Source organism: Halocatena marina (assembly GCF_023276375.1).
GTDB classification, from domain to species: domain Archaea; phylum Halobacteriota; class Halobacteria; order Halobacteriales; family Haloarculaceae; genus Halocatena; species Halocatena marina.
On record NZ_JALLPK010000001.1, the window covers coordinates 516,967 to 529,652 of the forward strand.

The 12,686-nt window shown below is 54.4% G+C and carries 9 protein-coding genes; 3 read left to right on the forward strand and 6 right to left on the reverse strand.

Translation table 11 applies throughout. The features are described 5' to 3' along the window. Positions 1-59: 59 nt before the first annotated feature. A complete protein-coding gene (recJ, locus tag MW898_RS02540; protein ID WP_248904275.1) occupies positions 60-1,484 on the forward strand; it encodes a RecJ family nuclease in 1,425 nt (474 codons plus the stop codon). Positions 1,485-1,524: 40 nt separating this feature from the next. Here recJ and MW898_RS02545 read toward each other — a convergent pair whose 3' ends face one another. The 3 genes from MW898_RS02545 to aglF form a co-directional block, all read right to left on the reverse strand. Continuing rightward, on the reverse strand, positions 1,525-3,234 hold the full coding sequence (locus MW898_RS02545) for an alkaline phosphatase D family protein (protein WP_248904276.1): 1,710 nt from the start codon (positions 3,232-3,234) through the stop codon (positions 1,525-1,527). A 360-nt stretch (positions 3,235-3,594) separates the two neighbouring features. Further along, a complete protein-coding gene (locus tag MW898_RS02550) occupies positions 3,595-4,509 on the reverse strand; it encodes an NAD-dependent epimerase/dehydratase family protein (protein ID WP_248904277.1) in 915 nt (304 codons plus the stop codon). A 43-nt stretch (positions 4,510-4,552) separates the two neighbouring features. After that, entirely contained in the window at positions 4,553-5,287 is a 735-nt protein-coding gene (aglF, locus tag MW898_RS02555) for a UTP--glucose-1-phosphate uridylyltransferase AglF (protein WP_248904278.1), read from the reverse strand. Between the two features lie 90 nt (positions 5,288-5,377). Here aglF and aglM point away from each other — a divergent pair, with 90 nt between their 5' ends. Together aglM and MW898_RS02565 are read left to right on the forward strand one after the other, a co-directional pair. Continuing rightward, the gene (gene aglM / locus MW898_RS02560) at positions 5,378-6,670 is read left to right on the forward strand and encodes a UDP-glucose 6-dehydrogenase AglM (protein ID WP_248904280.1); all 1,293 of its coding nucleotides are present in this window, start codon (positions 5,378-5,380) and stop codon (positions 6,668-6,670) included. Positions 6,671-6,806: 136 nt separating this feature from the next. Then, a complete protein-coding gene (locus MW898_RS02565) occupies positions 6,807-8,024 on the forward strand; it encodes a glycosyltransferase family 4 protein (protein WP_248904282.1) in 1,218 nt (405 codons plus the stop codon). 318 nt (positions 8,025-8,342) lie between these two features. Here MW898_RS02565 and MW898_RS02570 read toward each other — a convergent pair whose 3' ends face one another. The 3 genes from MW898_RS02570 to MW898_RS02580 form a co-directional block, all read right to left on the reverse strand. Beyond that, a complete protein-coding gene (locus tag MW898_RS02570; RefSeq protein WP_248904283.1) occupies positions 8,343-9,881 on the reverse strand; it encodes a flippase in 1,539 nt (512 codons plus the stop codon). Between the two features lie 310 nt (positions 9,882-10,191). Further along, positions 10,192-11,148, reverse strand: a complete 957-nt coding sequence (locus MW898_RS02575) for a hypothetical protein (RefSeq protein ID WP_248904285.1) — start codon at positions 11,146-11,148, stop codon at positions 10,192-10,194. A 60-nt stretch (positions 11,149-11,208) separates the two neighbouring features. After that, the gene (locus MW898_RS02580) at positions 11,209-12,528 is read right to left on the reverse strand and encodes a sulfatase-like hydrolase/transferase (RefSeq protein ID WP_248904287.1); all 1,320 of its coding nucleotides are present in this window, start codon (positions 12,526-12,528) and stop codon (positions 11,209-11,211) included. Between the last annotated feature and the right edge of the window lie 158 nt (positions 12,529-12,686).

Consider the following 12,686-nt stretch of genomic DNA (forward strand, 5'->3'; position numbering starts at 1 on the left):
CGCACGTCTGACGTTCTCTTTGCGGCAGTTTTTCAGTAAATAGGTCGTAGTGATGGGTAATGAGTGTCGCGCCTGTTCCAGAACTCGAAGATTGCGCGGCTGCTTGCGCTGAGCATTTGCATGCGGCCCGCGATGTCCTACTCGTCTCGCATATCGATGCTGACGGACTCACAAGCGCAGCAATCGCTGCAACCGCTCTCAGACGGGCCGAAATTCCGTTCGAGACCGTTTTCAAGAAGCAACTCGACACCGACGAGATCGCCGCTGTCGCCGCGACCGATCACGAAACAGTGCTGTTCACCGACTTCGGGAGCGGTCAGCTCGATATTATCACCGACTACGCTGCGGGCGAATTCACCCCTGTCGTCGCTGATCATCACCAGCCCGCCGATGCGAGCACTGAATTCCACTTGAATCCGCTTCTGTTCGGTATCAACGGAGCAAGTGAGCTCTCTGGTGCTGGTGCGAGCTATGTCCTCGCTCGGGCGCTCGAAAACGGGAACACGACAGAAACGGCTGACAATCGTGATCTCGCTTCGCTCGCGGTCGTCGGTGCTGTCGGGGATATGCAGGCCACCAGCGGTGAACTCATCGGCGCGAATCGTGCAATCGTCGAAGAGGGAGTCGATGCTGGTGTCCTCACAGAACGCGTCGATCTCGCGCTGTACGGTCGTCAGACTCGGCCACTACCCAAGCTGCTCGAATATTCGAGTGACGTGTTCGTTCCAGGAATTTCTAACAGTGAGCGCGGAAGCGTCGGATTTCTCTCTGATCTCGATCTCGATCTGAAGCGCGATGGGGAGTGGCGGACGTGGGTCGATCTGACCGACGGGGAACGACAGACCGTCGCGAGTGCACTCGTTCAGCGAGCACTCGAACGCGGTGTCTCTCCAGACAAAATCGACGATCTTGTTGGAACGACGTATACACTACCGGCAGAATCGGTTGGAACCGAACTCCGGGACGCAAGTGAGTTTTCGACGTTGCTCAACGCGACGGCGCGCTACGATCGTGCGGATGTCGGGCTTGCCGTCTGTCTTGGAGATCGAGACGAGGCGCTCGATCGCGCACGCCACCTCCTGCGCAATCACCGTCGAAACCTTTCTGAAGGACTCCAGTGGGTCACGAACGAGGGTGTTACGCGTGAAGAGCACGTCCAGTGGTTCGACGCCGGGACCCACATCCGCGAGACGATCGTTGGCATCGTTGCGGGGATGGCCCTCGGTGCAGACGACGTCGATCACGCTTGTCCTATTATCGCGTTTGCATCGAAGAACGACGACGAAACAAAGGTGTCAGCCCGCGCTACGCACGGTCTCGTCCAGCAGGGTCTCGATCTCTCGCAGGTGATGGGAGAAGCAAGCAGCGCTGTCGATGGTGCGGGCGGTGGTCACGATATCGCTGCTGGGGCGACGATTCCTGTCAACCGAGCGCGCGAGTTTATTGAGCACGCAGATCGCATCGTCGGCGAACAGATCGAGTAGGCGATCGAGTCTGATTCGAGGTTGACTCCGGAGAGAGCGGTTACGAATCGACCGTTTCGATTTCGACGCGTCCTTCGGGGACACGAAGCGTCTTCAGACGCTGTTTCGTGGCATCCTGCGTGTTCATGTTCTTATCAACGCTGTACGCTGTGTAGGTGCAGTCCTCTGGAGTGAACTCGACCACCGAGTACCCCCATTCGGTGCTGTCGAAGAACTCGACATGAGGGTTCGTAGTTGTCACGGCCAGTTCGCTGATCTCGAACCAGTCGAGCGCATCGATTCCGGGAAGGACCTCTGCGAGATTCACGCTCGTGATTGCCGGTGTCATGAACTCGACACCAACCTCCTCGTCGTTCTTGAAGAGATCGTAGCCGGTCTGTTGGTATCCGGCCATGGCGGTGTGGAAATCTCCCGTCAGCGTGATGAAATTCTCGACTCCCTCATCGTTCAGGTGGTTCATGATCTGTGCGTGTTCGCGCTGGTAGCCACTCCACGCGTCTTTGTTGAGGTAGAACTCGAAGTCAGCCATACCGATCTTGAGTGGCATTGTGAGGACTTCGTTCGCCCAGACGTTCCATGTTGCATCCGAGCTGTCGACCCGTTCGAGGAACCAGTCGAGCTGATCGCTCCCGAGCATCGTACGGCCCGAATCATCGCCGCCACCGATCTCTGGTGGTGGGTCGCGGTACAGTCGTTCGTCGGTAAGCACGAGTGTTGTGAGATCGCCGAACTGGAAACTCCGCTGGAGAACGAACTGCTCGTGGAGATCTTCCGTTTCTGGATTGTATTCAATTCGTGCAGGCATCTGCTCGACCCACGCCTGAATCCCTGCAGCAGTGACCTGTGTCGCAAATTCAGGATCGTCACCGTCCGAGTGCGGCGGGAGCTTCGGACTGTCCGTCTCGTAGTCCCAGTAGCGATTGTTCGCAACTTCGTGGTCGTCCCACCCAGCGATCATCGTGTGCTGTTCGAGTGCCCGCTGGAGATGCGGGTCCGAACGATACGTGTTGTATAGATATCGGAAATCAGAGACAGTATGTGCCAAATCGTGACCGCTCGGGAGGGTGAGTTCGCGGTCTGGATACTCACGACTTCCGGGTGCCTTGTACTGGCCGGCAGTCGATTCGTATATGAAATCACCCAAGTGCACGACGAAATCCACGTCTTCGCTTGCGACGTGACTGTACGCCCCGTAGTATCCATTTTGATAATCTTGACAGGTCAACACAGCAAACGAGAGACTCTCCGGCGTTGCGTCCGGTCGCGGGAGCGTCCGACACCGTCCGATCCGACTCCGGACGTCCCCGTACGTGAATCGATAACAGTACTGACTATCTGGTGAGAGCTGTCCGTCGAGATCAACGGTTACTGTGTAGTCGTTTTCTGACGTGATCTTGGCCGCGTCGACAACGCCACGGTGGACGAGATTTTCGAACGATCGATCTGAGGCGACCTCAAGTGCTAGTGGTCGACCGTTGTGGTGTTTCTCTGGGGCGATTCGCGTCCAGAGAAGCACACCCTCGGATGTCGGGCCACCGCTTGCGATCGATTGTGGAAAGACTGGTCCGGATGACTCGTCCTCGGCGTCGAAAACGCTCGATTTTGCTGGTGAGCGTGTCGTAACCGGTTGGGCGAGACTCCGCTCGGCGAGCACGGAAGCGAGTCCGCCAGCGGTAGCGAGTGATGTTGTGTCCCTGAGAAACGCTCGACGGTTTACCTGATCCTCACTTTTGTCGTTCCGATTATGCATTCATTGATGCATGATCATCCACACGTGAAAAAAGTATGGTATGTCGTCTCGGTTAATCGATGTTGATAGCAGTAGTCATACGACACGACATACGGTTGCTCCGAATACGAAATCCGCGGAATGTGCTGTCTGGTTGCGTCTTTCGGCTATAAACCTCATACCACGATACTGAATGAGAGATTCTGTCATTGTGAATTCTTTGAATGCTCTGTATGAGAATGCCGCTGAACGAGGAATCGTATTTCATTTGTCCTAAACTGACCACGCGCAACTGCTCTCCGATATCATAGGTAACAACTCAAAGGCCAGTTAGAGAATATAAATATCATTACGACAAAAAATTGAACGTTCTGCAATGATCTACTTATATGGCGCACAGACTCGTTCGATGCCTTCCTCGAAGTCGATCTGCGGTTCCCAGCCGGTCGCTTCCTTCATTTTCGTGCTGTCAGCGAGTGTATCGTGAACGTAGTCGTCGAACGGTGTTTCGATGTACTCCGGTTCGATATCGGTCCCAAGCTCCTCGTTGAGCAACTCGACTACTGTGTTGAAATCGTAGCGTTCGCCGGTACCGAGGTTGTAGATACCGTCTAGGCGGTGGTCGGCAGCAGCTTCGAGCCCGCGAACGATGTCATCGATGTGGGTGAAATCACGTGTCTGTGAGCCGTCTCCGAATAATTCGGGTGAGCGATCGTTGACGATCTCATCTGCGAATTGGGCGATCGTGTTTGCGTACTCGCCTTTGTGTTCTTCTGCGCCGCCGTAGCCCTGATAGACGGAGAAAAATCGAAGTCCTGCCATCGTCATCCCGTAATGGTTCGAGTAGTATTCCGCGTACTTCTCACGGGCAAGTTTCGAGGCTTCATACCCTGTGCGTGCCGTGACTTCCATGTCCTCTGGGGAGGGTTCGGTTCGACTGCCGTAAATTGAGGACGTCGAAGCGTAAACAACCGTGTCACACTGCTCGCGAACCTGCTCGACTGTGTTCACGAACCCCTCAACGTTAACGCGGACTCCCTGTTGTGGGTGCTCCTCGTGCATGTTCCGGGAGGAGAGTGCAGCAAGGTGAAACAGGACGTCAATATCGCTGGTACCGGGAAGTTCGTCGTCAAGGACGCTCGCGTCGTGGAACTCGACAGAATAATCGAGGTTTTCTGGCGTACCGAGATACAGGTCATCGATCGCGATGACCTCATTTAGCTCCGCAAGGTGGTTTGCGAGGTTCGATCCGATGAACCCAGCACCGCCCGTAACAAGAACGCGCTTTCCATCCATATTTCAATTCATTCGCATCCTGACTAAGGACTATCGGTCTTGCTCAAATGTTATCTTCGCACTGTGTGTCTGGTTCGAGCAAGCGTTCGGCCCTGTCACGGTCTTCAGGATACCCAACGTCAACACGCCAGCCATTCATCGTTACTGCCTCGATTGTCCGACCGCTGTGAATCAGCAGATCGATGGCCTCGCTAATCTCATACTCACCACGATTAGATGGCTGAACAAGGTGACAGGCATGGAAGATCGCAGGAGAGAAGGTATAGAAGCCGGTCATCACCGTGTTCGATGGAGGCTCTTCGGGCTTTTCGATCACGTTTGTAATTTCGTTGTCGCCGTTGGTCACACACACACCGTACCGATTCGCTTGCTCGTACGGGACTTCCTCAGTGAGAAACACGGCGTCGGCATTGGTTGTCTGCTGTTGGGTGACGACGTCCTGTAGATTCGCTTGAAAAATATTATCGCCGAGCATCAATACGAAATCATCATCAATTTGATTTTCGACGGTGAGTAACGCGTGGGCAAGCCCGTTCTGTTCGCGTTGATGGGTGTAGGTGATCGGAATTCCGTCGAATGCATCCCCGTAATGGTCGATGATGTCTTGCTTGCGGTACCCAACCACGACAACAAACGCATCGACGCCAATCGCCGCCAGCTGTTCGAAGCAGTGCGTAAGAATTGGCTTGTCGTCGACTTCGACCATCCCCTTGGGTTTGTCATCAGTCAGAGGACGGAGACGAGTTCCTTTTCCAGCAGCTAAGATGACAGCGTCCATACTATTCGCAAACACAACGTATAGTGTATAAAGACTTCCTACTTGCGCGCATCGAAAACACTGAAGGTCGTCGGCAGGAACACTTCGCTAATGGATATCAGTATCGTTGGGAGCGGCTACGTCGGCACGACAATTGCCGCGTGTTTTGCTGATTTTGGTCATACGGTGACGACCATCGATATCGACGAGCAGGTCGTCGACCAACTCAACCACGGGACTGCGCCGATCCACGAGCCTGGACTGAATGAGCTCATCGACGCGTACGGCGGCAACCGACTTCAGGCGACGACTGACTACGCTGCTGTTCGAGACACCGATGTGACGTTTCTCGCGCTGCCGACACCATCGAATGCTGATGGAAGCATCGACACGTCGGCAATTGAGGCGAGCGCACGCACGCTTGGTGAAGCACTCGCCACCAAGGACAGCGATCATCTGGTCGTCGTCAAGAGCACAGTGATTCCTGGAACAACTGAAGACGTGCTCTACCCACTCTTGAATGATGCGGCCGGCGAAGAGACCAACCAACGGATCGACGTGGCGATGAACCCCGAATTCCTCAGCCAGGGTACAGCTGTCACGGACTTTCAGACCCCCGATAAAGTGGTGTTCGGGACACGGACCGACAGCGCCACTGAACTGCTCACCGCCGTGTTCGAACCGCTGCTGGCAGAATCTGAACCGGCGCTGGTCGATACCGGTGTTCGGGAGGCAGAGATGATCAAATACGCGAACAACGCGTTTCTCGCCACGAAAATCAGCCTGATAAACGAACTTGGAAATCTCTGTAAAGAGTACGGTGTCGATGCCTACGAGGTCGCAGCCGCCATCGGCCTCGACGACCGAATCGGTGAACAGTTTCTGCGAAGCGGTGTGGGCTGGGGTGGCAGCTGTTTTCCAAAAGACACCCGTGCGCTCATTGCTGCAGCTCGCGATGTGAACTACGAACCGTCGTTGCTCGAAGCCACCGTTGAAGTGAACGAAAAACAGCCCAAGCGGCTGCTCGATTTGCTCAAAAAACACGTTGACGTATCGGATCGTCGGATCGCCGTTCTCGGACTGGCCTTCAAATCCGGAACAGACGACATCCGTGGTTCACGGGCAAAACCAACGATCGAGAGACTCCAAGAGCACAACGCAGACATCGTCGCATACGACCCCGTCGCAACCAAACACATGCAAGAGACGTTTCCAGACATCGACTACGCAGAATCAGCGGCGGCGGCACTCAACGGCGCACATGGGGCGGTTGTTGTCACTGATTGGGACGAGTTCAGCGCGCTCGACGAGGAATTCGATCAGATGGCAGATCCAGTCGTTGTCGACGGTCGGCGTGTTATCACGCGCAAGGATGACATCATCTACGAGGGAATCACCTGGTAGATTGCTCAAAAAACGTCCACGGGCGTGACGTCACACCATTGGCCACGCACACAGAATCGAAACGATCACACCACGTCTCACACAATCGCAACCTGTGTCCGAACGAGTTGTAAACCCCGTTTGGTAAGGAGCATGTATGACTGAGACGAAGACACTGCTAGTAATCGTCGATGGATTCTGGCCAGAGCGGATGGGAGGTATAGCCAAATCGCTACTGAACGAGGTCGAAGGACTGGTGGCTGCGGGCCATGATGTCGTCGTCGTAACGCGAGCACTCGACGAAAACATATCGCTTCACGAATCGAGTGATGGATACGAACTGTATCGCTATCGTGCACCTCCAAAGGAGTCGCGCAGATATCATCTCTACCCGCTCTACACTGTTGGACGGCTTCCGAAGCTGATTGACCGTCTTCACGAACAGTACGAGTTTGAGGTAGCGTACGTCCACAACCCGGTCCAATCGATCGGACTCCAGCGGGCAGACTGTTCGATCCCTGAAGTCTACACGTACCACGCGCCGATGGCGGGCGAAATCGCCATTGAGGCCGAACAGGGCAAATACGGCTGGAAAACGCCGATGGCCAAGGGCGCTGCACGCGTGTTCGAACGGATCGAGCAACACGTCGTCAGCTCGGCAGAGCGAGTGCTGGCTCGAAGCCAGTTCATGTGCGATGAGATGGAGCAGATTCACGGCTCGGTCTCTAATGCCGAAATTCTCCCACTTGCGGTCGACACTGACCGGTTCGCCTTCGAACAAGATCCACGATCAACTCGAGAGACGCTCGACCTCCCTACTGATCGCCCAATCCTGATCACGTTTCGACGGCTCAAACCCCGTGTCGGAGTGGATCTGCTGATCGATGCAATGGAGTCTGTGGTCGAGAGTCACCCAGATGCGCTGTTGCTTATCGGGGGAAAAGGATATCTCAGAGAGTCGCTCGAACAACAGGTCCAACGACTCGGTCTCGATGAGAACGTCCGTTTTCTTGGATTTGTTCCAGAAGATGAGCTGCCGACGTACTACGCTGCAGCCGATTGTTCGGTGGTCCCCACGAAAGAACTGGAAGGGTTCGGTCTCTCGACGATCGAATCACTCAGCTGTGGGACACCTGTGGTCGCGACTCCAGTCGGCGCGAATCCAGAGGTTCTCGGCTCATTCGATCAGCGGCTCGTGTGCGATGCGGCGTCGGCGACGGCAGTAGCGACGACGCTCAATCAGTTCCTTGGACGCGATCCAGAAACAATGCTGGATGAACGCACGGACTGTCGAGAATACTGTGTGCAAAACTTCTCACAACAGGCCGTTACCGAACAGTTGGGTGAGCTGTTTTCGGCTGTAGATAGGCGCTGAGCGGATCGTATACTGAGCCATCAAATTCTTGACAATTGACATCTCAGTTCCTGCGTGATCTCCACACTGTCGAGGAAATCGCTATCCCTCACGCTTTCACTTCTACGCTCAGACAATTCCACGACGCCATCGCTGATAACGTATCCATCGTTGGTTGTGCCGGATTCACTACGAGCTACGCACTCGAGCAAGGACTGACGCTCTGTTTCGTTCACAGCATTACGGAGTAGCCGGCGATCTTCGAGCAAAACAACGGCTTCTTCGTGAGCCGTCGCACGCTGGGATCCAACAATGATTGATGGCGTGTCTCCAAGGCGATCACTGTGAGAATCGATCGAAAACAGCACGAAGTCCTCCCAGATCGATCCCCGTCCTCTCTTCTCCCTTCTCAATGAGATCGACTTCCTCAGCTTCGATCCCCCCGAGTACCAGGATGAGCCCAAGATAGACGACACCGAACACGGTGGTGAGCAGCAAAAACAACGGACCAGTGACCGTCCAGACGGCGCCTACGAGTTGTGTGAGTCCCACCCAGACAGCGATCGAACCGAGTGCTGGGCCGAGTGTGGCTCGTCTGAACGGATGCACGCCGATGGACCGGTACAGCTGAATTACGTACAGGCTGTTCATCGCGAGAAACGCCACCGTCGTCGCAATCGCCGCACCGAGCACCGAGTATCGCGGGACAAGAATCAGGTTCAGCCCCACATTCACGACTGCCACCACGATATTGTCGATCATCACCAGTTTGGATTTGCCCTGCGCCGTCAGGGTGTCACCGCTCGGCCCGGAGACGGTGTGGGCGAAAAAGCCGATCGAGAGTACCGCCAGTGGAAGCCCACCAGAGATGTACTCTGGACCGAACGTGTATCGGATCACGATGTCGGGGTACGTGAGATACACCAACAACACTGGAAGCGTCATCAGCAACACCCATTTCGATACAATTTGATACGTTCGGCGCATCTCTCCACGCTCACCGTTAGAGTGCAGCTCAGAAATGAGCGGCATGAACAAGAAGCCGAACGTCGTAAGACCTACTTTGAGCAGCTTTGAAAGCGGATAGACTGCGGTGTAGACGCCTATTTCACCAGTTGATTGGAAGAATCCCAGGATGAACACGTCGATATTCGCATGAATCATGTTCATCGTCGACGCGATGATGAGCGGTGCTGAGAACACCAGAAGCTTTCGTCGCATGGGGGTCGCCGGTGTGCGATCGAACAGATTCGTGTACCGGTATAGATAGTACAACGCTCCCAAGCCGATGAGCGCGTATGCCCCCAGATACGCCTTCGAAACACCAGCCGCACCGAGTCCCAACGCAAGGACAACGACGACGATCAATCCGAACCGAACCACCGGCAGTCCGATGTTCTGGAGCAGTACTCGTGGTAATGCCTCTTGCTGTCCGCGGATGGTGCCACCGGTAAGCCGTATCAGTATCATCACGGGGAGCGTCATCGCGAAGATTTGGATGATGGGCTCAGCAGCGGGATCTTTGAAGATGATACTGGCGATATCGCCGGCAAAAACAGCCATGAGCACTCCTGCGATGAGAGCGACGGGCATTACGACACTGAACGCCGACACTAACACTCCCCGTCGGTCTGCCGATCGCTCCTGGCGTGGGAGATACCGGCTGATCCCTGTATCGAGTCCCAACAGCAGGATAATTCCGGCCGTCGACATGACTGTCACCCCGATGTTGACCAGCCCGTAGTTGACGTTGCCTAGTAGCCGACCAATGAGCAGTTTTCCAACGAAACCGAGGCCCAACTGGATGATGAATCCGACGAAGATGATAGAGCTTCCTTTGAGGAAGCGCCCCAGTCGTCCACTCGACTCGTTACCCATCTGTTGACCCACCCGATGGTCCGTAGTGCTGCGTTCGTGGTGGGTTCACGTCCCCATGGTTGCGATTCGAGCCTTGTCCGTTAGAATATCGATAATTGTGCTTGAACGTTGTGTACATTTTTAAGAGTCAAGAACAAGCAGGCGTCGGTGGCCGTCGTAGCCCTTCGATAGCAATCACAGTGCTATGCGCACGCCAGAGGCAAATGAGAGCAATGAGTGGAGTATCTATCATATAGCGAATCTATGAAGGTGTTTCATTGTACTGTCGACTTGTCTTTTTCCATCCAATCTGCATCAGGGGGATGATGCTTTAGACGTATCCAAGATGCTCGAGGCGCTGTTCCACAACCGAATCTGACACTGCTTCTGACTCTTCTGGCGTGTCGGCAGTGGTGGTTCGGCGCTGGTCGAACGGTATTTCGTGCCACGGCACCTCGATCAGCCCTGGTTTCCGGACCCCTTCTGGGTGGCCGAATTTTCTAATGGGTGTCGGCCAGAGCCGCTCGCCAAGCAGGTTTCCGTGGTCAGACGTGATGACGGACTTGCCATCAAGTTCGCCCAGCAGTCCCTGAACATGCTCCTGTACAAGCGCAAAATTCTCGATGTAACCCTCACGAGCCGTCTGACTATCCACAGGCGACCGACCGATGTCGAGCAAGTGCCAGATAGACGGAGCAGTGTTGGTATTTTTACCATTGCCAACCACGTCACCACTCACTCCTCCCGATTCGAACTGTGACCCACGCTCACCAAGAAACGGGTAGTGGGGCTGCATGAAATGAGCGATAATGCGCTTTTCCGGATACGCCTCGTGGGCCTCGATGGTAGCCGCGACAACCGACTCAGGACGCACAGTGTGAACGTCCTCGTCCCATTCGTCGTCGAACAGATTGATAACCGCGTGGAAAGTGTCGCCATCGAGCAATGATGCAAACGGGTTCGATGTGATGTAGACCGTATCGTGATGTGTCGTTCCGAGAAAGTTTCGGGTGATGAACTCACGGCTGTGACTCCCTGCTGACCGGACCTTCGATAGTGTCCCGGGGAATTCGTGATGTTCTTCGAAAAGATCGTACCGACACGCATCGAGGATAAGCAGATTATCCCACTCTCGATCAAACACGTCAATTCCGTCGTCGGGTGGATACCGTGCGGTAGAGACCCGTCGACTTACCTTTACTCCCAATCGGACCAATCTATGTCTGAGCTTGTGAGGTTCCTGGAGTTCCTTCAGAAGAGTGCCCGAGAGACGCAAAGGATTGCCCATACTGGCGAGTATATACCTGCAATCATTAATACTTCGGATGGCTGTTATCGAGCACCTCGATCACGCGTATCCGAGGTGTTCGAGTTGTTCTTTAATTTCATCGGGGACATCGTTGTCCGTCTCTACTGCTCGAATGTCGAGCTCGGAGACGAGCTGATCTAATCGGTGTTGCAGATCGGACACGCTTTCATCATCCGTAGCAATGAATTCATCTTGAGTCTGGTACCCGTACGACCCGCTCTGTGTGACGTATCCACGGAGTTGCTCGTTGTACTGTTCGATCTGATCGTCAAATCCGTTCTGATGCAACTTGCGCTCACTCCATGATGTAAGTCCGAGATACTCCGTCAGATATTCGTTTTCATCTCCTTCCTCAAGCAGCGATCGTCCACGAGCACCACCATCGACGTCCGCAATGTCGAGTACTGTTTGGTGGACATCCAGAAGACTGACTGTATCTGTGCATGTTCCATCGAGTCCGTTGCCAGTGATCACGAGCGGAACATGCGTCAGGGGGGATGCCACGCCGTATTCGTGTCCCCAGGCGTCCTGTTCACCGAGTAGTTCGCCGTGATCAGCGAGCGTGATGACATAATCGAACGTCTCACGTAGCTCTTTGAACAACGCTTGATATTTATCAGAAAGATACGTCGCGCAGTCCTCATACGCCTGTGTTGTCTGTTCTGCATCGAAGGTGCCAGAGCCGAAGTAGATGTCGCCAACAGAGTTCGTCATCGACGGCTCGTCAACGGTTCTGTACGAAGGAGGAACTCGGTAGGGTTCGTGGGCTTCCATAAAATTCAAAAACAGAAACTCCTCTTCGCCGAAGCTGATATCAGAGAGTTCCGATTGCGCTTCGATCAGTCCACCGTATTTGACACCATTGTTTTCGCCCCGAACCTTCCGTGCGAGTGCAACCATTGAGGGTACCGTTGCTGCGTCACTGGTTACGATTTCGTAAAGGAGTTTGCTATGGTGCTCTAACCCTTCCGCATCGGTTCGCTGATTAAAATCTCTGAAATCGAATATATTGTCGTCGTTCAGATGGCCGATCTGTTTTGGTACTCTGAAATCATCGAACCCCCGGTCGAAGTCAAAATATCCGGTGACGTTTGTGTTTGCGCTAAACGCTCGCGTCGTGTAGCCAGCTGCACGGAGTTCTTCTGCGATGGTCGGGTCATCACAGTCAAGTGTCATATTTTTGGCGTGGGTTCCGAGTTCGCTCGGATACTTGCCGCAAAAGAGAGATGCGTGGGCCGGAACAGTCCAGTTTGCTGTAGAATACGCACGCTCGAATCGGCGGCCAGGGAGCCATTCGAAATGACGATCGAACGCATCCTTCCTGAGTGTATCGAGAACCACGAGTGCGAGCGAAACCATGCTCAGTACGACCGTTCTTGCGGATATAATACTACCGAAGTGACACTCCTCAGATTCGTTAACCGACACACACGTACACACTACATAAGAATGCGATGTCGGAAGGTTATTGGACAACTATCGTAAACGGTGTATCCAATGAGCCACTCGATGACTGG